Consider the following 22,475-nt stretch of genomic DNA (forward strand, 5'->3'; position numbering starts at 1 on the left):
TCCTTCAAAATATCGATGGCGATTACTGGTCGTCGGGGCGGAATTCGACGTAGGCACGGTCGCGCACTTCGCGCGCCCAGTTTTCCGTCGCTTCTTCCAGCTTGCGCTCGCGCAAGGCATTGCGCGCGGCGCTGCGCTGCTTCTCTTTCGAGACGTCGTCGCTCTTGCGTTCCAGCACTTCGATCAGGTGGAAGCCAAAGCTCGATTCGATCGGCTGGCTCACTTCGCCCGGTTTCAGCGCATTCATGGCCGTCTCGAATTCCGGCACGGTGTCGCCCGGATACAGCCAGCCCAGGTCGCCGCCCTTGGACGCCGAACCGTCGTTCGAGAACAGACGGGCCAGGTCTTCGAACTTGGCGGCCTTGTTGTCGAGGCGTTCCTTCAATTCCAGCAGCTTGCGCTTGGCTTCGGCAGCGGACAGCGTCGGCGACACCTTCAGCAGGATGTGGCGCGCATGCGTCTGCTGCACGGCGGCCACGGCTTGCGCCTCGGCCGCGCTGCGGCGATCCACCAGCTTGAGGATATGGAAACCGGTATTGCTCTTGATAATGGGCGTGATCTGGCCCGGCTTCAGCTTGAGCAGCTGCTCGGTGAACAGGGGCGGCAGGCGGTCGCTCTGGCGCCAGCCGATATCGCCGCCGTCGAGCGCATCGCTGGCGTCGGAATAGGTGGCGGCCATCTTGCCGAAATCGGCGCCCGTGCGCAGCTGGCGGCTGACTTCCTCGGCACGCGCGCGGCGCGCGGCGATCTGTTCGGGGCTGGAGTTTTCAGGGATGCGCACGAGAATTTGCGCCAGGTTCAGCTCGACCTGTTCGCTGGCCGCCGCTTTTTCCGCTTCCAGGAAATTGTCCACTTCGGAATCGGAAATCTGGATCTTGGCGTCGACTTCATGTTCGCGCAGGCGCTGCATGATGATTTCATCGCGGATTTCTTCGCGGAAGGTCGCAAACGGCGTGCCTTCCTTTTCCATCTGGTTGCGCAGCTCTTGCACCGTCATCTTTTGCTGTTCAGCAATACGCCCGATGGCGCGGTCCAGGGTCAGGTCATCCACGCGCACGCCCATTTCCTTGGCCAGCTGCATTTGCGCGCGCTCGACAATCATGCGTTCCAGCAATTGACGACGCAGGTCGGCAGGATCGGGCAAAGGCACGTTCTGCGCCTTCATGCGCTGCTCCACGCTCTTGATGCGCGCCGCCACTTCGTTGCGCGTGATCACGTCGTCATTGACGACGACGGCGATGGAATCGATGGTCTGGCCGCTGCTCGATGCCGGCGGCGTAAACCCCTTGGCAGGTGCGGCGGCGGTTGGCACGGCGGCAGGTACGGAAGCCTGTTGCGCCCAGACACTACTGGTCGTGGCGCCGGAAACGGCGCACAACAAAACCGCTGCAATTTTGAGTTGGTGCATACTGGCATTACGCATAATGTGTAGAGCGCTCATGAGTTCAGGTGAATAAAAAAACCGGTTTGTGCCAGCGCCGGGAACTCCGGCGGCGGCAACGGTGACCATCTTAACGGAGTGGCTGGCTCAGTGCCTGATAACCAGGGATGGTTTTTGTAAAAGTTTCCAGGCCATTCGCGCCCAGTCCCAGGCCATTCGACAAGCCTGTCAGCTCCAGCTGGAAGAAAATCGGCGTCGATGCATCCCTGGTCGAGGTCACGAAACGCTGTGCCCCCATGCGGAAGACCCAGCAATCGCCCTTGTATTCCAGGCCGATCAGGCTATCGACCATGCGCCGGTCCAGCAGCGAGTAACTGATGCGGCCCACGCCATACAGGCGGTCCGTCAGCGGCCATTGCGCCGACACTTCCGCATTGCGCATGCTGCCGCGCTGGAAACGATTGCTGATATTCAATACTTTCTTCGGCCCGGGCTGATATTGCAGCGTGTAGTTATAGCTCATCAACTGGCGGTCGCTGGGATTGTACTGCACCAGGCTGTCGACGGTCCAAGTCTCGGACACGCGGCCCGTGGCCGCCAGCAGGATATCCGAACGCGACTGGTTGACCGGCGTCGTCGAATTGAGCTGCACGCGCTGGTCGGCAAAATAGAAGCGCTGGCCAAACGTCAGGCGCATGCGCTCGGCGCCATCGGGCTGCAGGAAGCGCGAGACGACGGCCGCCGTGACCTGGTTGGCATCGCCGATGCGGTCGCTGCCGACAAAGCGGTTTTCCGTGAAGATCTGCGTCAGGTTGAAGGTGCCGTTGTCCGTGTCGAAGGTCGGGAACTGCGACTGGTCGCGGTATGGCGTGTAGACGTAGAACAGGCGCGGCTCCAGCGTCTGCGTGCCACCCTGGGCGCCGAACAGCTTCGTGTCGCGCTCGAACACCAGGCCGCTGTCGACCGAGAAGGTCGGCACGGCGCGCGTCAGCGAGGTATTCGGAAACTGCGCCTTGGTCGTGGCGTTGTTGTCGAGCTGATATGCGCTGGCGTTCAGCATCAGCTTGGGCGTGACGAAGTAGCCGGGGCGCACGATGGGGAAGCTCACTTGCGGCACGGCCACCAGGCGCGAGCCCTGCACCAGGGTCGGGTGCACGAAACGCGTCGCTTCCGCATCGAAGGTCCAGTCGAAACCGCCCCAGACGTCATATTTGCCGGCGTGGAAATTCACCGCTGGCAAACGGTCATACGGGCGCGGCACGATCACGCTGGGATTGGGATCCTGCAGCACCTGGTAATTCTGCACGCGCGCCGTCAGGCTCCAGTCCTCGGTGCGGTAATCGGTACGCAATTCGCGCAGCAACTGGCGCTCGGTGGCGCTGGCCACGTTTTTCGAGAAATCGTTCGGGTAATTATTGTCGGACGCTTCGCGCACATCCCAGGCATAGGTCCAGCCTTTGGCCAGCGCCTGCTCATGCTTGGACTTGATCATGTAGCGGTCGGTCTTGGTCTGCTTGTCGTTCGGCAGGTACTCGATCGAGGTCTCGCCCTGGTACAGTCCGGCATCCGTTTCCCCCATGTAGCGCCCGACCGCACCCAGCTGGATGCCGCGCCGCTGGATATATTTCGGGAACAGGGTCAGGTCGCGGTTCGGCGCGATATTCACGTAATACGGTACCGTCAGCTCAAAGCCGTTCTTCGAGGCGAAGCCGGGCGTGGGCGCCAGCCAGCCCGAGCGGCGCGCGCCCGACAGCGAAAACGAGATGCCGGGCGTGCCCAGGATAGGCACGCCCTTGAAATAGATGACGGTCTTGCTGCCCGTGCCCACGTCGCGGCCCGTATCGAGGTTCAAGGTGCTCGACTTCAGGTACCAGTCCGGATTCGGCCCTTCGCAAGTACTGTAGGTGCCAGCGATGACATTGGCTTCATCGGGATTGATGAAGTCGATACGCTCGGCCTTGCCCTGGCCATGGCCCACTTCGAAACGGTAGGTGGGATTGAGCAGGAAGCCCTTGCCCGTCTCCATGTTGAGCTTGAGCACGTCACCGGTGTAATAGTCGCCGAAACGCCACATCTTGATATGGCCTTCCGCGTCGAACTCATCTTCCACTTGTTTGTAACAAGCTGTATCGGCCGTCATTTTTGTGGTTTTTCCACGCTCGATCACGACATTCCTGTCGAGATTGATCTCCCTTTCCGGCCGGCCGTTCATGCTGTCCGCCGTCATGATGGTGGGCGCATCGGGGTCTTCCACGTGCACCGGGCGCGGCGCTTTCTGGGCGTGGACGGGCACCGTCGTGGCGGCGACGAGCGCGCTGATGGCGAAAGCCCAGCGCTGCGAAGGGGGGGAGGCCGAAAACCAGCTCATGAATTGGAAGGGGCAAGCACCATTGACAGGCGATTTTTTAATTTGAATCCCTTATTATATGGGAATACGCATCATCAACCCGATTCCACAGGCCGCTTAATGTCATTCTCCCCCAATTCCCCTGCCGCGCCGGCATCCGCCGACGCTCGCCTGACCCTGTTGAAAGCCTGGTTGGCCCCGCTTGACCTCGTCGCCCCCGAATCCGCCCGCCCCGCCTCCAGCGATGCCAGCTTCCGCCGCTACTACCGGCTCGATGTCCTGGCCGGCAATACTACATTGCCAGGAAAGACACTGATCGCCATGGATGCGCCGCCCGAGCGCGAAAACGTGCCCGCCTTTGTCAAGGTGGCCGGCCTGTTGAAGGCCGCCGGCGTGTCCGTGCCCGAGATCATCGCGCAAGACCTGGACAACGGCTTTTTGCTGATCTCCGACCTGGGCACGACCACCTACCTCGATGCCCTGAACCACGACAACGCCAGCGTGCTGTACGCCGAAGCGCTGGAATCCCTGATGAAGATCCAGCTGGCCAGCGCGCCCGACGTGCTGCCCGAATTCGACCGCGCCTTCATCCTGCGCGAAATGAATCTGTTCCCGGAATGGTTCATCGGCAAGCACCTGGGCGCCACCTTGACGGATGTGCAACAAACCCAGCTGGACAAGGTCTTCGAAGCCATCACGGCGAATATCTTGTCGCAACAGCAAGTTTTCATGCACCGCGATTACCATTCGCGCAATTTGATGCACATCAACGATGGTTCCCTCCCCAATCCCGGCATCCTCGACTTCCAGGACGCCGTCTTCGGTCCTGTCACCTACGATATCGCCTCGCTGCTGCGCGACGCCTATATCCAGTGGGATGAAGAACTGGTGCTCGACTGGGTGATCCGCTACTGGCAGCGCGCCAAGCAGCTGGGCTTGCCCGTCAATCCGGACATCGACGCCTTCTACCGCGATTTCGAATTCACGGCCCTGCAGCGCCATCTGAAAATCCTCGGCCTGTTCTCGCGCCTGAATTACCGCGATGGCAAGGACCTGTACATGGGCGACCTGCCAACCGTGCTCGACTATGTGCGCAAGACGGCCAACCGCTACACGGAACTCAAGCCGCTGGTGCGTTTGCTCGATGCGCTGGAGAATAAAACGCCGCAGGTCGGCTACACATTCTAGGCACTTTCCCGCTGCGCGGCCTGTCCGCGCAGCCGACTTACCGATACTGAAAACGACTACCCATGAAAGCCATGATCTTTGCCGCAGGCCGCGGTGAACGGATGCGTCCGCTCACCGATACCTGTCCCAAACCGCTGCTGAAAGTGCGCGGCCGTCCGCTGATCGTCTGGCATGTGCTCAACCTGGTGCGCGCCGGCATCACCGACATCGTCATCAACCATTCGCACCTGGGCCAGCTGATCGAGGCGACCCTGGGCGACGGCAGCGCGTATGGCGCGCGCATCGCGTACTCGCCGGAAAGCACGCCGCTGGAAACGGCGGGCGGCATCGCCCAGGCGCGCCACCTGCTGGGAGAAGAGCCGTTCCTCGCCATTTCCGGCGATATCTATTGCCCTTACTTTGATTTCACGCAAGTGCTCGACGTACTGGCCGACAAGGACGTGCTGGGCACGCCGTATCCGGCGGACCAGCGCGACATCGCCTGGACCTACCTGGTGCCCAATCCCGATTTTCACCCGCAAGGCGATTTCGGCCTGACCTTGTTCGCCATCAATAATACGGACGAGACCAAGTGGACCTTCGCCAACATCGGTGTCTACCGTCCCGAGATGTTCGACGGCATCACGCCGGGCAGCCACGCCAAACTGGGCGACCTGCTGCGCCAGTACGCGGACCAGGGCCGCGTGGGCGGCGAAGTCTATCCGGGCGAGTGGACCAACGTGGGCACGCCGGCGCAGCTCGACGCGCTCAATGGCGTCGCCGGCACAAGCCCGAAGGCGCCCGCGCCATGATGGCCAACTACGCGGCGCGGCGCGCGGCGCTGCTGGCGCAAATGTTGCCAGGCAGCGTGGCCATCATCGCCACGGCGCCCGAAGTGGCCCGCAACAGCGATTGCGACTACCCGTATCGCCACGACAGCTATTTCTATTACCTCAGCGGTTTTACGGAACCCAGCAGCGCCGTGGCGCTGGTGGCCGCCAGCGCCACGGCACCCGCGCGCGCCATCCTGTTTTGTCGCGCCAGGAACACGGAGCGCGAAATATGGGACGGCTTCCGCCATGGCCCCGAGGCGGCGCGCGCCAGCTTCGGCTTCGATGCCGCCTTCCCCATCGAGGAGCTGGACGTGGAAATGGGCCGCGTGCTGGCCGACGCGCCCGCCATCTATTACGCACTCGGCGGCAGCCTCGACGCGCAGGTCAAGCTGTGGCTGCACCAGGTGCGGCAAAAGGCGCGCAGCGGCGTCACGGCGCCCGCCATGGCGATCGACCTCGGCGGCATGCTCGACGCCATGCGTCTGCTGAAAGACCCGCAAGAACAAGCGCTGATGCGCCGCGCCGCCGCCATTTCCAGCGCCGCCCACGTGCGCGCCATGCGCGCCACGCGGCCCGGCATGCACGAATATGCGCTCGAAGCGGAGCTGCTGTACGAATTCCGGCGCAGCGGCGCGCAATTCCCCGCCTACTCCTCCATCGTGGCCGGCGGCGCCAATGCCTGCATCCTGCACTACAGCGCGAATGACGCGCCCTTGCGCGATGGCGAACTGGTACTGATCGACGCGGGCTGCGAACTCGACAGCTACGCCTCCGACATCACGCGCACCTACCCCGTCAGCGGCCGCTTCAGCGCCGCGCAACAGGCGCTGTACGAACTGGTGCTGGCGGCGCAGCAGGCGGCGCTGGACATGGTGCGCCCCGGCCTGGCACACAGCCTGATCCACGAAGCGGCCGTGCAGGTGCTGGCGCAGGGCATGCTGGACCTGGGACTGCTGGACCGGCAAAAATGCGGCAGCGTGCAGGACGTCATCGCCAACAAGAGCTACCTGCCCTTCTACATGCACGGCACCAGCCACTGGCTGGGCATGGACGTGCACGACGTGGGCGCCTACCGGGACACCACTGCCGCCGGCAAGCCGTGGCGCCCGCTGGAGGCGGGCATGGTACTCACGGTCGAGCCTGGCATCTATGTGCGCCCCGGCGACGACGTGCCGGAACGGTTCTGGCATACCGGCATCCGCATCGAGGACGATGTGCTGGTCACGCCGCAAGGCCATGAAATCTTCAGCACGGCGCCCAAGAGCGTGGCCGAAATCGAACAACTGATGTCACAGGATTAACACCGCACCATGCATACACCGCCTTCTTTCGATCTCGCCATCTGCGGCGCCGGCCCCGTCGGCATGGCGCTGGCCGCCCTGCTGGTGCAGCGGGGGAGCGCCGCCGCCGGCATTGCCCTGTTGGACGCCAAGTCCATCGAGCAGGCCGGGCGCGATCCGCGCACCATCGCCCTGTCGCACGGCAGCCGCCAGATCCTCGAGGAAGCGGGCGCCTGGCCCGTCGACGCCACGGCTATCCACCAGATCCACGTCTCGCGCCGCGGCCATTTCGGCCGCAGCCTGATGGACCGCGCTGAACACGGCGTCGAGGCGCTCGGCTACGTGGCGCGCTACGGCGCCGTGGTGGCCGCGCTGGCCGACGTGTGCGCGCGCTTGGGCGTGGCGTCCGTGCGCCCGGCGCTGGTCACCGGCAGCACGGAAGAAGCGGACGGCGTGACCATCCAGGTCGAACAGCTGGGCACGGCATCGAGCTTGCGCGCGCAATTGCTGGTGCAGGCCGAAGGCGGCCTGTTCGGCCAGCAGGCGGAACGCGCCGTCAGCCGCGACTACGGCCAGAGCGCCATCATCGCCCATGTACGCGCCAGCAACCCGGTCGCGCACCGCGCCTACGAACGCTTCACGGATGAAGGTCCGCTGGCCCTGCTGCCGCAGGACGACGGCTATGCGCTGGTGTGGTGCGTGCCGCCCACGCGCGCCGAGCAATTGCTGGCGCTGGACGACACTGCCTTCCTGGCACGGCTGGGCGTGGCCTTCGGCAGCCGCCTCGGACGGTTTACCCACACGACGGCGCGCCTGGCCTATCCGCTGGGCCTGAACGCGCAGGCGACGGGCACGGCGCGCACGGTCGCCATCGGCAATGCGGCGCAAACCCTGCATCCGGTGGCGGGACAAGGCCTGAACCTGGGCTTGCGCGACGCCGCCGTGCTGGCCCGCGTGCTGGAGCAGGACAACAGCCCGGCGGCGCTGGAGCGCTATGCCAGCCTGCGCCAGGCCGACCGCGGCCTGACCGTGCGCGTCACCGACACCATGGCGCGCATCTTCACGGGCACGGCGCCGAGCCAGGCCATGCTGGGCCTGTCGCTGGGACTGCTCGACGCGGTCCATCCGGCGCGCAAGGCACTGGCGGAGCTGATGATGTACGGCCGCCGCTAAGCCCCGGCCACCCACGCGGCCAGGCTGGAATGGGCGAAAAAGAAACAGCGGGCATTTCCGGCATGGAGTAAACGGCCCGCGAGTGCGACAATGGCTGTCACCCGGATTTTGGCGACCGTTCCATGACAGACGCATTGCCCGCAGCGCCCCCTGCCACCCTTCCCGCAGTACTCTTTTCCCGCCTGCTGGAAGACGCCCTCGACGCCGTCATCATCATCGACGAGCACGGCCGCATCCGCTATATCAACGGCGCCATGCAGGCACTGTCCGGCTACGCCAGCGGCGAACTGCTGGGCCAGACCCTGAACGGCCTGCTGCCCGACACCGTTGCGGCACAGCACGACAACCACGTCGGCAATTACATCCGCAGCTCGCGCCAGTCCAGCGTGCTGGGCAAGATCCGCGAATTCGCCATCCGCCACCGCAATGCGCAGATGATCCCCATTGAAATGAAGGCGCTGGACCTGGGCGTGGTGGACGGCATGCGCTATTTCGGCGCCTTTTTGCTCGACGTGCGCGAACGGCGCGAACTGGCGGCCAAGAACGCCAGCCTGCTGGCGCAGCTGGAACAGCAGGCGCTGTACGATGCGCTCACGGCGCTGCCGAACCGGCGCGCCTATGAAGCGCAGGCCGAGCAGGCCATGGCGCGCGCGGCGCGCAGCGGCGCCGCGCTGACGGTGGGCGTGGCCGACCTCGACCATTTCAAGAAGATCAACGACCGCCATGGCCATGCCGTGGGCGATGCCGTGCTGCGCAACGTGGCGCAAGTGCTGCGCGACACGGGACGCGTCACCGACGTGGCGGCGCGCATGGGCGGCGAGGAATTCGGCCTGCTGTTCCCCGACGCCACCTTGCAGCAGGCGCACCTGGTGGCCGAGCGCATCCGCGCGGCCGTGGCCGCCGCCATCACCCCTCTGCCCGATGGCGGCCAGCTGCAGGTAACCATCAGCATCGGCCTGGCGCCGCTGGTGCAAGGCGCCAGCATGGACGCGGCCATGTCGGAAGCCGACAAGGCCCTGTACGTGGCCAAGCACCAGGGCCGCAACCAGGTCATGGCGGCGCTCGCCGCCGAATAAAAAAGCGCGGCCCCCGTCAAGCAGGGGAATGCCATCTGCCCCTGCCGCCGCAATGGCTGGGAGGGCGCTGGATACTCGACGCCGGGCGCCTTCCCGCACCTGACAGTGACATGGCCAATAAAAACGGCCCGCGCAAGGCGGGCCGTCTTCAGGCGGGCAAGGGATCGCCTTACTCGACTGCCTTGAGCATATCCTCGATCACCTTCTTGGCATCGCCAAACACCATCATCGTGTTCGGCTGGTAGAACAGTTCATTGTCCAGGCCCGCATAGCCGGACGCCATCGAACGCTTGTTGACGATGATGCTCTTGGCCTTGTAGGCCTCCAGGATGGGCATGCCGGCGATCGGCGATTTCGGGTCTTTCGCGGCCGGGTTGACCACGTCGTTCGCGCCCAGCACCAGCACCACGTCCGTCTGGCCGAATTCGCCGTTGATGTCTTCCATCTCGAAGACCTGGTCGTACGGCACCTCCGCCTCGGCCAGCAGCACGTTCATGTGGCCCGGCATGCGCCCCGCCACGGGGTGGATCGCATACTTGACGGTGACGCCCTTGTGCGTGAGCTTTTCCACCAGTTCCTTGAGCGAATGCTGCGCGCGCGCCACGGCCAGGCCGTAGCCTGGCACGATGATGACGGTTTCGGCATTGCCCATGATGAAAGCGGCGTCGTCGGCCGAGCCCGATTTCACGGGCCGCTGCTCCTGCGCGCCGGCCACGCCAGCGGCCGGCGCATCGCCGCCGAAGCCGCCGAGGATGACGTTGAAGAACGAGCGGTTCATGGCCTTGCACATGATGTACGACAGGATCGCGCCCGAAGACCCCACGAGCGAGCCGGCGATGATCAGCATCGAGTTATTCAGCGAAAAGCCGATGCCGGCCGCGGCCCAGCCCGAGTAACTGTTGAGCATCGACACCACCACCGGCATGTCGGCGCCGCCGATGGGGATGATGATCAGCACGCCCAGGGCAAAGGCGATCAGGGCCATGATGATGAACGGCGTCCAGGCCGGTTCCACGCCATCGGCGAAGCAGAAGGCCAGGCCCAGTCCCACCATCAGCAGCGCCAGCACCAGGTTGAGCATGTGCTGGCCCTTGAAGCTGACGGGCGCGCCCTGGAACAGGCGGAACTTGTACTTGCCCGACAGCTTGCCGAAGGCGATCACCGAACCGGAAAACGTGATGGCGCCGACAAAGGTGCCGATGAACAGCTCGAAGCGGTTGCCGATGGGTAGCGCCTCGCCGTGTTTCGCGATATTGAAGGCCCACGGCTCCGACACGGCCGCCACGGCGATGCACACGGCCGCCAGGCCGATCAGCGAGTGCATGGCCGCCACCAGTTCCGGCATCTTCGTCATTTCCACGGTTTTCGCCAGGTAGGCGCCGATGGCGCCGCCCGTGACGATGCCGATGACGACGAGGGTCAAGCCCATGCCGCCCGTCTGCTGCTCCTTGAGTTTCAGGATCAGCGCCACGGTGGTGACGGCGGCAATGGCCATGCCGCTCATGCCAAAGGCATTGCCGCGCCGCGCCGTCGAGGGCGACGACAGGCCCTTCAAGGCCTGGATGAAGCACACCGAGGCGATCAGGTACATCATCGTCACCAGGTTCATGGTGACGAAGCTCATGGCATGACTCATTCTTTCGCTCCTTGCTTGGCCTTCGGTTCTTTTTTGCGGAACATCTCGAGCATGCGCTGCGTGACGAGGAAGCCGCCGAACACGTTGACGGCGGCCAGCGCCACGGCCAGGGTACCGGCGGCCTGCGCCAGCGGACCATCCGTCAGCCCGGCCGCCAGCATGGCGCCGACGATGATGATGGCGGAAATGGCGTTGGTGACGGCCATCAGCGGCGTGTGCAGCGCCGGCGTGACGGTCCAGACGACGTGGTAGCCGACATAGATGGCCAGCACGAAGATGATCAGGTTGGTGATGGTGTGACTGATTTCCATGATGTTGTACGCTCCGGCGCTATATTATTGACGTAAGATCGCGCTATCCGCGCAAACCAGGCTGGCCTTGATGATTTCATCCTCGCGGTCGATCAGCAATTGATCGTCCTTGTCGATGATGAGCTTTAAAAAGTCCAGCACGTTGCGCGCATACAAGGCCGAAGCGTCGGCCGCCACCAGGGTCGCCAGGTTCGGCTCGCCCACGATGTACACGCCATGCTTGATGACCGTCTTGCCCAGCTCGGACAGCGGGCAGTTACCGCCCTGCTCCACGGCCAGGTCGACGATGACGGAACCGGGCTTCATGGCCTTTACCGTTTCTTCGGCAATCAGCACGGGCGCGGCGCGGCCGGGAATCAGGGCCGTGGTGATGATGATGTCGGCCAGTTTGGCCCGTTCGTGCACCAGTTCGGCCTGGCGCCGCATCCAGTCGGCCGGCATGGCGCGCGCATAGCCGCCCGAACCCTTGGCGATTTCCTTTTCTTCCTCGGTGAGGAAAGGCACGTCGAGGAACTTGGCGCCCAGCGACTCCACTTGTTCCTTGACGGGCGGGCGCACGTCGGACGCCTCGATGACGGCGCCCAGGCGCTTGGCCGTGGCGATCGCCTGCAGACCGGCCACGCCCACGCCCATGATCAGCACGCGGGCCGCCTTGACGGTGCCGGCCGCCGTCATCAGCATCGGCATGAAGCGCTGATAGGTATTGGCCGCCACCATCACGGCCTTGTAGCCGGCGATGTTCGCCTGCGAGGACAGCACGTCCATCGACTGGGCGCGCGTGATGCGCGGCACGGCTTCCAGCGCGAAGGCGGACAGGCCGGCCGTGGCCATGGCGGCGATATTGTCCGCGTCAAACGGGTTCAACATGCCGACCAGCACGGTACCGCTGGCCATCAGCGCCCGTTCACCGGCGTCCGGTGCGCGCACCTTGAGCACGATGGCGCAGCCATAGGCTTGCTGCGCGGTGCCGATCTGCGCGCCGGCGGCGGCATACGCATCGTCGGGGATGGAGGCGTGCAAGCCCGCTCCTGCCTGTACGACGATCTGATGCTTGGCTGCCAGCTTCTTGACTGTCTCGGGCGTCGCTGCCACCCGGGTCTCACCGGGCCGCGTTTCGGCCGGTATGCCTATCCTCATGAATGCCTCCGCAAATTAATAAACTGACTAGAATCTAACACGGAAAGCAGCGCGTTAAACGTTTGTGAACCAGCAACTTTTAGTCGTACGACACTAATTTCATCAACATCCCCCGATTCGTTTCACCATGCGGCGCAGCGACCATATTGTGGGAAAGGTGTGTCAATCTCACCACAGTCGAGCTTGCGTGCGTGCTTGTTTTGACCACAGGGAAAGCCTATATTAGCGGGCGTTTCCTGCCATCTTGCCGACTAAGCCCCCATGCTAGTGCGCTCCACGGGAAAGACGTAAGTACCTCCCACCGCTATTTGCTAAAACGTTGTCATTTATCAATATGTCCGCGCAACTGAAGGCCGGGTTCAAACCGCGCGCGCAGAACAAGATAAAATGTCGGCTCTTTCAAGGATGGAATCATGCCGAGAATCTGGAAACCCTCTGTCACCGTTGCCGCCATCGTCGAGCGCGACGGCCTGTTTTTACTGATTGAAGAAGAGACCAGCGAAGGCATCAAGATCAATCAACCGGCCGGCCACCTCGACCCGTTCGAGTCGCTGGAGCAGGCGGTGATCCGCGAAACGCTGGAAGAAGCGGCCTACGATTTCATTCCCACGGCACTGGTCGGCATGTATATGTCGCGCTACCAGTCGGTGCGCACGGGCGAGGACGTGACCTATTTGCGCTTCACCTTTTGCGGCACGGCCGGCGCCGAGCATGACCGCCCGCTGGACGAGGGCATCATCCGCACGCTGTGGATGACGCGCGACGAACTGGCGGCGTGCCAGGAACGCCACCGCAGCCCGCTGGTGCTGCAGTGCGTGGACGAATACCTGGCCGGCCGGCGCGCGCCGCTGGCCCTGCTGCACACGCATGCATCCGTTTTCAATAGCGCATAGCAATATTATCTAAAGTACACTGGAAAGCAAGATGAGCAAGAAGAAAGTCGTGATCGGCATGTCAGGCGGGGTCGATTCCTCGGTCGCGGCATGGATGCTGAAGGAACAGGGCTATGAAGTGATCGGCCTGTTCATGAAAAACTGGGAAGACGACGACGATTCGGAATACTGCTCGACGCGCCAGGACTGGATCGACGCGGCCAGCGTGGCCGACGTCATCGGCGTCGACATCGAGGCCGTCAATTTCGCCTCCGAATACAAGGACCGCGTGTTCGCCGACTTCCTGCGCGAATACCAGGCCGGCCGCACGCCGAACCCGGATGTGCTGTGCAATGCCGAAATCAAGTTCAAGGCCTTCCTCGACCACGCCATGACCCTGGGCGCCGACCTGATCGCCACCGGCCACTACGCGCGCGTGCGCCAGGCGCCGACCGACGCGGGCCGTTATGAACTGCTCAAGGCCGTCGACGCCAGCAAGGATCAAAGCTATTTCCTGCACCGTTTGAACCAGGCGCAGCTGTCCAAAACCCTGTTTCCGCTCGGCGAGATCCCGAAGACGCAAGTGCGCCAGATCGCCGAGAAACTGGCCCTGCCGAACGCGCAGAAGAAGGATTCCACGGGTATCTGCTTCATTGGCGAGCGCCCGTTCCGCGAATTCCTGAACCGCTACCTGTCGTTCAAGCCGGGCCCGATGAAAACGGCCGACGGCAAGACGGTGGGCGAACACGTGGGACTGAGTTTTTATACGCTGGGCCAGCGCAAGGGCATCGGCATCGGCGGCGTGAAGTCCTACCAGAACGCCGATGGCAGCAGCGACGCCTGGTATGTGGCGCGCAAGGATATCGTCAACAACACGCTGTGGGTGGTGCAGGGCCACGACCACCCGTGGCTGCTGTCGCCATCGTTGACGGCCGACCAGGCCAGCTGGGTCGCCGGCACGGCGCCGCAGGCAGGCGCCTTGAGCGCCAAGACGCGCTACCGCCAGGCCGACGTGGCTTGCCAGCTGTTGCCGGAGGGGAATGAACACTTCAGCCTGGCGTTTGACCAGGCGCAATGGGCCGTCACACCGGGCCAGTCGGCCGTGCTGTATGACGGCGACGTGTGCCTCGGTGGCGGCATCATCGCCAGCGCGACGGGCCTGGCCTGATCATGGACTGAAAGGAGACGCTGATGCACACGCTGCACGCCCGGATTGTCACAGCATGGAATGCCTTACCCGTAGTCCTGCAGGCCAGCTTGCTGCTGGGTGCGGCGGCGTATTGCTTGCTGCATCTCGGAAAGTCATTGGGCCAGGCGCTGTATTACCTGACCCACTGACACCTGGCCATGCCAGCAGTTCAGTCGGGCTGGTTGCTCGATTGCGCAGCGGCGGCAAGCGCCTGCTGCTGCTTGCGCACCATGGCAATGACGGTATTGCGCACGGTTTTCAGGACCGTGTCGGCCATGAAGGGTTTCACGATGAAGCCCGACACGCCCATGGCGTGGGCCGCCTGCAGCGAGGCGGCATCGATGCCGCCCGAGACCATGAAAATGAGCGTCTTCGGATACTGGGCGCGGATGGTTTGCACCACATTCGTGCCGTCTTCCACCTGTTCGCGCGCGATGCAGACGAAATGCGGGTGGTGCTTGACCAGCAGCGCCAGCCCCAGCGCGCTGGTATGCGTCTGCCCGCAGACATCGTAGCCGCCATCGGTCAGTACCGTGTTCAGCAGGCCGCGCGCCACGGCGCTGCTATCGATCAGGACTGTCTTTAACATCATGATTACTTCCCTTGCTTGATTTTCTATTGCGAGTTCCACTCAGAGAGCGCCCATCAAAATGCTCAGGGCTAGGCGCGTTGCCGAAGGCAGTACGAATGTACGACGAGGCAAGGCAACAACGCCATGAGCTTTTTTTGGGCGCTCTACTTTTCCCACGCCAGCTTGTTCCAGGTCACGCCTAAGGTCACGTCCGTCTTGAGTTCTACTAACTTTCTTGAAAGATACAGTATTTCCCGCTCTTTTCGCAGGCTTTCACCGAGCGCACCGGGCAAAATGCCCGCGCCGGCCATCACGGCGTCGATATTGCCGTAAGCGCGCAACAGTTTCGCCCCCGTCTTCAGGCCGATCTTCGACACGCCGGGGATGCTGTCGGTGACGTCGCCCATCAGCGCCAGCAGGTCGGGCAGCAGTTCCGGCGGCACGCCGAACTTCTTTTCGACCCAGGCATGGTCGTGCCAGACGCCCTTGAAATGGTCCCACACCAGCGCGCCGTGGGCGATCAGGCCGTGCAAATCCTTGTCGGTGGTGGCGATGACGGCCGCGCCGCGCCCCTCGTGCAGCCAGCGCATGACGGCCGTGCCGATCACGTCGTCGGCCTCCACTTCGGGGATGCTGACCACGTGCATGCCGAAGCTGGCCAGGGTGGCGTAAAAGCCGGGCAAGGCGTCGCGCAGCACTTGCGGCATGGGCTGGCGCCCCTCGCGGTAGCCGGCATACAGGGCGTGGCGCCAGGTAGGGCCGCCAAAGTCGAAGGCCGGCAGGATGTGCGTCGGCTCGTGGTCGTTGATGAGGGTGCGGAACGACGACAGCGCATGGCGCAGCGCGATCTCCGCCTTCAGGTCGGAATCGGGTTCAGGACTGGCTTCGTAGACGCGGCGTACGATATTCAAGCCGTCGATAGCGAGGAGTCTGGCCATGCGGTAAGTAAATACTGGTTGAATCGATCATTTTACCGTATGGCGCAAGCACTATTCCCAGCGAATTGCGCTTGGCAGGTTGTACGCGGCGTCACAACGCCTCACAAAACCGTAGCGAGCGGAAGTGAATTGTGGCTAAGAAGCGCAACCGTACTCAAGTACGGTGAGCATCGCAGGCCGCAAGTCGCGACGCACAACAGGTTTGGCTAGGCGTTCTCATTTGGCGAAATCGTAGGGCCCGCCTTTTTCAAGCGCGCGCTGATAGGCCGGCCGCGCATGGATGCGCTGCAGGAATGCCGTCAGCTTCGGCAGGCGTTCGTCGAGCCCGCCGCGCATGGCGGCCGCTTCCAGCGGAAAGCTCATCTGGATGTCGGCCGCCGTGAATTCATTGCCGGCAAACCATTTGGTCTTCTCCAGCTCCGCTTCCATATAAGCCAGCTGGCTGTTGATATTGGGCATGATGAAGCTGCTCTTGACCTTGCCGGCGATGCCGCGCGCGATCGGCTTGGCGAAAAACGGCATCGGCGACGATACCACCTTGTCGAACACCAGCTTCATCAGCAGTGGCGGCATGGCCGAGCCTTCCGCGAAGTGCAGCCAGTAGGTCCAGCGCAGTTTCTCGGGGGAACCAGCCGCCGGCACCAGGCGGCCATTGCCGTAGCGTTCGACCAGGTAGTCGATGATGGCGCCCGATTCGGCAATCGTGTTGGCGCCATCCGTGATCACGGGCGACTTGCCCAGCGGGTGCACGGCCTTCAGCGAGGCGGGCGCCAGCATCGTTGCCGGATCGCGCTGGTAGCGCTTGACTTCGTAGTCGAGGCCCAGTTCCTCGAGCAGCCAGAGCACGCGCTGCGAGCGCGAGTTGTTCAGGTGATGGACGACGATCATGGCATTTCCTGGTGAGCAGTGATTGAACCCCAGTATAGCCGGGCGCGGCGCCGGACGCGCACGCCTGTGCCAGCCGAAATATATTGCGCACGAACAATATTTTTATTGACAACTTCTTGTGCATCCTGCATCTTGCTTCTTTTTTAATATGCAAGGACCCCCGGCGTGGATATCGACAACAACCCGAACGTCAAGCGCGAACCGATCAGCTTCAGCGCCACCGGCAGCGAATACTTCCGCATCTGGATCGTCAACCTGCTGCTGAGCATTGTCACCCTGGGCATCTATTCGGCCTGGGCCAAGGTGCGCCGCAACCGCTATTTCTATTCCAGCACCCACCTGGCCGGCGGCAGCTTCGAATACCACGGCAATGCCGTGGCCATCCTGAAGGGCCGCATCGCGGCCGTGGTATTGATCGGCGGCTACAACCTCGCCTTCCAGATCTCGCCCATCGTCGGCCTGGTCATGCTGGTGCTGATGATGGCCGTGCTGCCATGGCTCGTGTGGAAAAGCCTGCAATTCAAGCTGTACAACACCAGCTACCGCGGCATCCGCTTCGGCTTTGGCGGCAGCGCCAAGGAAGCCTACAAGTACTTCCTGTGGCTGCCCATCCTCAATACCTTCACCCTGGGCTTGATGACGCCTTTCCTGCACCAGCGCCTGAAGCGCTTCCAGCATACGCAAAGCCGCTTCGGCACCAGCCAGTTCAGCTTTGACGCCAGCGTGGGCAGCTTCTACAAAACCTATCTGCTGTTCTTCGCCCTGCTGCTGGCGGGCTTCGTGGTGCTGATCTTCTTCGTCTTCGCCAGCGTCTTTGCCGCCTTTGCCAGCCATGCCAACGACATCACCAAGGCCGGCAGCATCTTCGGCGCCGTGGCCGCCCTGTACGCGTGGGCCTTCACCGTGCTGCCGCTGTTCCTGACCATGATCCAGAACCTGATCTGGAACCACACGCGCTTGCAGCAGCACCAGTTCCAGTCGCAGCTGACCTGGGGCCGCACCACCTTCGTCATGCTGACCAACCTGCTGGGCGTCGTCGTCACGCTGGGCCTGTTTGCGCCATTCGCCCACGTGCGCTGGCTGAAATACCGCCTGGAAGCGACTTCCGTGCTCGTGCATGGCAGCCTGGACGAATTTGTCGCCGCCACGGGCCAGCAAGTGTCGGCCACGGGCGAAGGCATGGTCGACCTGCTGGACTTCGACCTGTCGCTGTAGCATGACGCTCGATCACCACGCGCAGGGCGCGGCCCCGGTGCCGGCCCGCTATTTCGACGGCCAGACCTCGCGCCTGTACCACGTCACCCTGAGCGTGCGCGATGGCATGGCGGTGCTGGCCGGCGATCTCGAACGCAGCTGCCCGCTGGGCGAGCTGCACGTGTCCGAGCGCAGCAGCCACGCCGTGCGCAAGGTCAGCTTTGCCGATGGCGCCTACCTGGAAATCGCCGACCAGGCGGCGTTCAACCGCCTGCTGCACGCCACGGGCCACCGTGACAGCTGGGTGGTGCGGCTGCAGCAAAGCTGGCGCGGCGCCCTGTTCGCCGCCGTGGCCACCATCCTGGCCTTGTGGTTCAGCTATCAATACCTGCTGCCGCTGGCGGCGCAAGGCATCGCCCATGCGATTCCGCAATCGGTCGAGCGCCAGCTGGGCCAGGGCGTGCTCGATTTCCTCGACAGCCACGTGTTTGCGCCAAGTCAACTCGATGCGGCGCGCCAGCAGGCCTTGCGCGCCCGGTTCGCGCGCCTGGCCACGCCCGGCAACAGCACGCCCGTGCACCGCATCGTTTTCCGCAAAAGCAAGATTGGACCGAATGCGTTTGCCCTGCCCTCCGGCGACATCGTGCTGACCGATGAAATGGTGGAACTGCTGCCGGACGACCTGGCCATCATGGGCGTGCTCGCGCATGAACTGGGGCATTTGCAGCAGCGCCACCTGACGCGGCGCATCATCCAGACTTCCGCCGTGGGTGCCGGCGCGGCGCTGCTGTTCGGCGACGTCTCGACCGTGGTGGCGACCCTGCCGCCGCTGTTGCTGGACTTGAAGTATTCGCGCGACGTCGAGCGCGAGGCGGACGACTACGCGATCGCCATGCTGCGCCAGAACGGCATCGCGCTGGAACACCTGGCGCAAGTGTTTGTCGCCCTGGGCAAGCTGGACGAGGGCACGCCCTACCTGTCGAGCCATCCGGCCAGCGCCGAACGGGTCGAACGCATCCGCTCAGCCGGGCATTAAGCGGCGAGCACGCGGCGTCCGCCGGGCGCCGCGTTCTTTCCCACCAGCACGTTCCGCGAATCGAAGGTAGACTCGGCAGTATCAGTCTGACTTCCCCGGAGTGCCCATGCACCTAGTACCATTTCGCTACCTGACCTTCATCGCGACGGCAGCCATCTTTGTCCTGTCCCTGTTTTTCTACGATCACTACTGGCTGCCCGTGCTGGCCGGTGCCCTGACCCTGGTCGGCATCAGCGACCTGCTGCAAACGAAGCGCGCGCTGCGTCGCAACTACCCCATCCTCGCGCATTTCCGCTTCTTTTTTGAGAGCATCCGCCCCGAAATCCGCCAGTATTTCCTGGAAAGCGACAGCGAGGCGACGCCGTTTTCGCGCAGCCAGCGCAGCATCGTCTACCAGCGCGCCAAGGAGCAGACGGACAAGCGCCCGTTCGGCACCCAGCTCGACGTATATGAAGCGGGCTACGAATGGATCAACCACTCCATCGCCCCCGCCAAGGTGACGGGCCACGACTTCCGCATCGAGATCGGCAACCATCCGGACTGCCCGCGCACCAAGCCGTATTCGGCCAGCGTCTTCAATATCTCGGCGATGAGCTTTGGCGCCCTGTCGGCCAACGCCATCCTGGCCCTGAACGGCGGCGCGCGCAGCGGCGGCTTCATGCACGACACGGGCGAAGGCAGCATCAGCCCCTACCACCGTGAAAACGGCGGCGACCTGGTGTGGGAAATCGGTTCCGGCTACTTCGGCTGCCGCAACCAGGACGGCACGTTTTCGGAAGAACGCTTCATCGCCAACGCCAGCTCGGAGCAGGTGAAAATGATCGAGCTGAAGATGTCGCAGGGCGCCAAGCCGGGCCACGGCGGCGTGCTGCCCGGGCCAAAAGTGACGATCGAGATCGCCACCACGCGCGGCGTGATGGTGGGCGAGGATTGCGTCTCGCCGGCGGCGCACAGCGCCTTTTCCACACCGCTGGAGATGCTGCACTTTATCGACCGCCTGCGCACGCTCTCCGGCGGCAAGCCGACGGGCTTCAAGCTGGCCATCGGCCATCCGTGGGAATTTTTCGCCATCGTCAAAGCCATGCTGGAAACGGGCATCACGCCCGACTTCATCGTCGTCGACGGCAGCGAAGGCGGCACGGGCGCGGCGCCCCTGGAATTCACGGACCACGTGGGCACGCCGCTGCAGGAAGCGCTGGTACTCGTGCATAACACCCTGGTGGGCGCCAACCTGCGCGACCGGATCAAGATCGGCTGCTCGGGCAAGATCATCACGGCCTTCGACATCGCCCGCCTGCTGGCGCTGGGCGCCGACTGGTGCAATTCGGCGCGCGGCTTCATGTTCGCACTCGGCTGCATCCAGTCGCAAAGCTGCCACACGGACCGCTGCCCCACGGGCGTGGCCACGCAGGACCCACAGCGCCAGCGCGCGCTGGTGGTGCCCGACAAGATAGCCCGCGTGGCGCACTTCCACCAGAACACCATGAAGGCGCTGGCCGAACTGATCGCCGCCGCCGGCCTGGCGCACCCGCAGGAGCTGCGCCCGCACCATCTGGTGCGGCGCATCTCGCCGAACCAGGTGAAACTGGCGTCGGCCCTGCTGCCCTTCCTGGAAGCAGGCCAGCTGCTCGACCCGAGCCAGCTGCCGCAGCTGCCGCCCGTGTTCGGCCTGTACTGGCCCAAGGCGCAATCGGCCTCGTTCCAGCGCCTCGATTGAGGTGGTGCTTGCGCAAGTGGAGCAATACCACTTAATAACCACTTGCGCAAAAACCCAAATCCAATACAATACCAAAATAAGTACAAAACCAAGGCAGCTTTTCCGGTGACCGCCACGATGCGCCACCACGGTGCCAGAATACGTATGCCGTCGTCACAATCAATACCGGAGGAGTTGCAGCATGGAGCAGGGTTTGCGCGAGAAAGTAGGACAGTTGTTCATGGTGGGCTTCGACGCCCTGCAGGCGGACGAGCATATCAAGACCTTGATACGCAACAAGAAAGTGGGCGGCGTGATCCTGTTCCGCCGCAACGTGCACACGCCCGCGCAAGTGTCCGCGCTGTGCCGCGAGCTGCAGGAGATCAACGCGGAAGTGTCCGACATCCCGCTCTTGATTTCCATCGACCAGGAAGGCGGCATGGTCATGCGCATCGAGCAGGGCGTCACGCCGATTCCCGCCGCGATGGCCTTCCAGGCGGCCGGCTCCGTGGAAGACTGCGAGCGCATGAACCAGATCAGCGGCGACGAAATGCGCCAGCTGGGCATCAACCTGCTGCTCGCGCCCGTGCTGGACGTGAACAACAACCGCAACAACCCCGTCATCGGCGTGCGCGCGTATGGCGAAGATGCCGCCACCGTCATCGAGTACGGCATGGCGGCCATGCGCGGCCAGCGCGCCAGCGGCCTGGCCGTCACGGCCAAGCACTTCCCCGGCCACGGCGACACGGCCATCGACACGCACTACGCCATGGCGCTGGTGCCGCACGACAAGGAACGCCTGCGCGCCGTGGAACTGGCGCCGTTCCGCGCGGCCATTGCCGGCGGCGTGGACGCCATCATGACGGCGCACGTGGTCTTCCCCGCCTTCGAGGCCGACACCAGCGTGCCGGCCACCCTCTCCAAAGGCGTGCTGACGGACCTGCTGCGAGGTGAAATGCAATACAAGGGCGTGGTCATCACCGACTGCCTGGAAATGGCGGCGATTGCCGACGGCATCGGCATCGCCCAGGGCGCCATCGCCACCCTGCAGGCGGGCGCCGACGTCGTCCTCATCTCGCACCGCCAGGCGCAGCAGACGGCGGCCATCGACGCCGTCGTCGCCGCCGTGGAGCGCGGTGACATTGCCATCGCCCGCATCGACGCGGCTTGCGCGCGCGTGGCGGAACTCAAGCGCAAGCGCGCCGTGCGCGACTGGCGCGAACGTCCCGTCGCCCCGCCGGCGCTGATGCAGCCGGCCGCCATGGCCCTGTCGCAGCTGCTGCAAAAAGCGGCACTGCGCGTGCAAGGCGCATACCGCCCGCTCGACGCGGGCCTGCCCGTGATCCTGCTGACGGTGGAAGTGCGCTCGCGCAGCGAAATCGACGAAGTGGCGCTGGGCCGCAACAAGGAAGCGCGCAGCTCGATGCTGCCGGCGCTGCTCGCAGCGGGCCTGGACGTGCGCGAATACGCCTTGTCGGCCGAAGCGCTGGACGACGAGGTCAACGAAGCCATCGCCTTTGCGCAAGGCGCGCAGCAGATCGTGCTGCAGACGTATAATGCCATGTTCGTCGACGGCCAACGCCGCCTCGTCGAGGCCCTGCCGCAGGATAAACTGTGGCTGGTGGCGGGCCGTTTGCCGTATGACCTGGACCTGGCGCCCCACGCGCAAGGCCGCCTGGCTGCCTTCGGCTGCCGCCCGGCCGCGCTGGTGCCGGTCGTCGACAAGCTGGCCGGCAAGGCGTAAAGCCAC

20 protein-coding genes are annotated in these 22,475 nt (G+C 63.9%); 12 read left to right on the forward strand and 8 right to left on the reverse strand.

Annotated elements, in window-relative coordinates; all coding sequences use genetic code 11:
• Positions 1 to 22: 22 nt before the first annotated feature.
• Complete coding sequence (locus AC3RCJ_RS27665) at positions 23 to 1,408, reverse strand: peptidylprolyl isomerase (RefSeq protein ID WP_492965262.1); 1,386 nt, start codon at positions 1,406 to 1,408, stop codon at positions 23 to 25.
• A gap of 103 nt (positions 1,409 to 1,511) precedes the next feature.
• Positions 1,512 to 3,749, reverse strand: coding sequence for an LPS-assembly protein LptD (locus AC3RCJ_RS27670; RefSeq protein ID WP_492957399.1), 2,238 nt, complete (start codon positions 3,747 to 3,749; stop codon positions 1,512 to 1,514).
• A 99-nt stretch (positions 3,750 to 3,848) separates the two neighbouring features.
• Between AC3RCJ_RS27670 and AC3RCJ_RS27675 the strand changes: the two genes are divergently transcribed.
• From AC3RCJ_RS27675 to AC3RCJ_RS27695, 5 genes are all read left to right on the forward strand, one after another.
• Complete coding sequence (locus tag AC3RCJ_RS27675; protein ID WP_492957400.1) at positions 3,849 to 4,916, forward strand: aminoglycoside phosphotransferase family protein; 1,068 nt, start codon at positions 3,849 to 3,851, stop codon at positions 4,914 to 4,916.
• 62 nt (positions 4,917 to 4,978) lie between these two features.
• Positions 4,979 to 5,707, forward strand: coding sequence for an N-acetylmuramate alpha-1-phosphate uridylyltransferase MurU (gene murU / locus AC3RCJ_RS27680; protein WP_492957401.1), 729 nt, complete (start codon positions 4,979 to 4,981; stop codon positions 5,705 to 5,707).
• Complete coding sequence (locus AC3RCJ_RS27685; protein WP_492957538.1) at positions 5,707 to 7,029, forward strand: aminopeptidase P N-terminal domain-containing protein; 1,323 nt, start codon at positions 5,707 to 5,709, stop codon at positions 7,027 to 7,029. The genes murU and AC3RCJ_RS27685 overlap by 1 nt, the downstream gene beginning before the upstream one ends.
• Before the next feature lie 9 nt (positions 7,030 to 7,038).
• Complete coding sequence (locus AC3RCJ_RS27690) at positions 7,039 to 8,181, forward strand: UbiH/UbiF/VisC/COQ6 family ubiquinone biosynthesis hydroxylase (RefSeq protein ID WP_492957402.1); 1,143 nt, start codon at positions 7,039 to 7,041, stop codon at positions 8,179 to 8,181.
• Between the two features lie 122 nt (positions 8,182 to 8,303).
• The gene (locus AC3RCJ_RS27695) at positions 8,304 to 9,257 is read left to right on the forward strand and encodes a GGDEF domain-containing protein (RefSeq protein ID WP_492957403.1); all 954 of its coding nucleotides are present in this window, start codon (positions 8,304 to 8,306) and stop codon (positions 9,255 to 9,257) included.
• 169 nt (positions 9,258 to 9,426) lie between these two features.
• Here AC3RCJ_RS27695 and AC3RCJ_RS27700 read toward each other — a convergent pair whose 3' ends face one another.
• Genes AC3RCJ_RS27700 through AC3RCJ_RS27710 form a run of 3 tightly spaced genes read right to left on the reverse strand, consistent with a single transcriptional unit; the run spans position 9,427 to position 12,341 of the window.
• A complete protein-coding gene (locus AC3RCJ_RS27700; RefSeq protein ID WP_492957540.1) occupies positions 9,427 to 10,881 on the reverse strand; it encodes an NAD(P)(+) transhydrogenase (Re/Si-specific) subunit beta in 1,455 nt (484 codons plus the stop codon).
• An 8-nt stretch (positions 10,882 to 10,889) separates the two neighbouring features.
• Positions 10,890 to 11,204, reverse strand: a complete 315-nt coding sequence (locus AC3RCJ_RS27705; protein WP_071321726.1) for an NAD(P) transhydrogenase subunit alpha part 2 — start codon at positions 11,202 to 11,204, stop codon at positions 10,890 to 10,892.
• A 24-nt stretch (positions 11,205 to 11,228) separates the two neighbouring features.
• Complete coding sequence (locus AC3RCJ_RS27710; protein WP_492957404.1) at positions 11,229 to 12,341, reverse strand: Re/Si-specific NAD(P)(+) transhydrogenase subunit alpha; 1,113 nt, start codon at positions 12,339 to 12,341, stop codon at positions 11,229 to 11,231.
• Between the two features lie 413 nt (positions 12,342 to 12,754).
• On the opposite strand from AC3RCJ_RS27710, the gene AC3RCJ_RS27715 reads away from it, so the two are divergent.
• From AC3RCJ_RS27715 to AC3RCJ_RS27725, 3 genes are read left to right on the forward strand one after another with little or no spacing between them, the layout of a single operon-like run.
• Positions 12,755 to 13,234, forward strand: a complete 480-nt coding sequence (locus AC3RCJ_RS27715; protein WP_492957405.1) for an NUDIX hydrolase — start codon at positions 12,755 to 12,757, stop codon at positions 13,232 to 13,234.
• Between the two features lie 31 nt (positions 13,235 to 13,265).
• Positions 13,266 to 14,381 carry a tRNA 2-thiouridine(34) synthase MnmA gene (gene mnmA / locus AC3RCJ_RS27720; RefSeq protein ID WP_492957406.1) on the forward strand — a complete coding sequence of 372 codons (1,116 nt, stop codon included), beginning with the start codon at positions 13,266 to 13,268 and terminating at the stop codon, positions 14,379 to 14,381.
• Positions 14,382 to 14,404: 23 nt separating this feature from the next.
• On the forward strand, positions 14,405 to 14,551 hold the full coding sequence (locus AC3RCJ_RS27725; RefSeq protein WP_180338539.1) for a hypothetical protein: 147 nt from the start codon (positions 14,405 to 14,407) through the stop codon (positions 14,549 to 14,551).
• A 20-nt stretch (positions 14,552 to 14,571) separates the two neighbouring features.
• Here AC3RCJ_RS27725 and AC3RCJ_RS27730 read toward each other — a convergent pair whose 3' ends face one another.
• From AC3RCJ_RS27730 to AC3RCJ_RS27740, 3 genes are all read right to left on the reverse strand, one after another.
• A complete protein-coding gene (locus tag AC3RCJ_RS27730) occupies positions 14,572 to 14,991 on the reverse strand; it encodes a response regulator (protein ID WP_436541549.1) in 420 nt (139 codons plus the stop codon).
• A gap of 146 nt (positions 14,992 to 15,137) precedes the next feature.
• On the reverse strand, positions 15,138 to 15,911 hold the full coding sequence (locus AC3RCJ_RS27735) for a 5'-3' exonuclease (protein WP_070220600.1): 774 nt from the start codon (positions 15,909 to 15,911) through the stop codon (positions 15,138 to 15,140).
• Positions 15,912 to 16,127: 216 nt separating this feature from the next.
• Entirely contained in the window at positions 16,128 to 16,799 is a 672-nt protein-coding gene (locus AC3RCJ_RS27740) for a glutathione S-transferase (RefSeq protein WP_492957407.1), read from the reverse strand.
• Between the two features lie 165 nt (positions 16,800 to 16,964).
• Here AC3RCJ_RS27740 and AC3RCJ_RS27745 point away from each other — a divergent pair, with 165 nt between their 5' ends.
• The 4 genes from AC3RCJ_RS27745 (at position 16,965) to nagZ (ending at position 22,469) form a co-directional block, all read left to right on the forward strand.
• Positions 16,965 to 18,014, forward strand: coding sequence for a YjgN family protein (locus AC3RCJ_RS27745; RefSeq protein ID WP_492957408.1), 1,050 nt, complete (start codon positions 16,965 to 16,967; stop codon positions 18,012 to 18,014).
• Position 18,015: 1 nt separating this feature from the next.
• A complete protein-coding gene (locus tag AC3RCJ_RS27750; RefSeq protein ID WP_492957409.1) occupies positions 18,016 to 19,029 on the forward strand; it encodes a M48 family metallopeptidase in 1,014 nt (337 codons plus the stop codon).
• A 106-nt stretch (positions 19,030 to 19,135) separates the two neighbouring features.
• Positions 19,136 to 20,746 (forward strand): FMN-binding glutamate synthase family protein, encoded by a 1,611-nt coding sequence (locus tag AC3RCJ_RS27755; protein ID WP_492957410.1) that lies wholly within the window; start codon positions 19,136 to 19,138, stop codon positions 20,744 to 20,746.
• A gap of 181 nt (positions 20,747 to 20,927) precedes the next feature.
• Positions 20,928 to 22,469 carry a beta-N-acetylhexosaminidase gene (gene nagZ / locus AC3RCJ_RS27760; protein ID WP_492957411.1) on the forward strand — a complete coding sequence of 514 codons (1,542 nt, stop codon included), beginning with the start codon at positions 20,928 to 20,930 and terminating at the stop codon, positions 22,467 to 22,469.
• Positions 22,470 to 22,475 lie beyond the last annotated feature (6 nt).

The organism is Janthinobacterium sp. GW822-FHT07H11 (genome assembly GCF_058798615.1).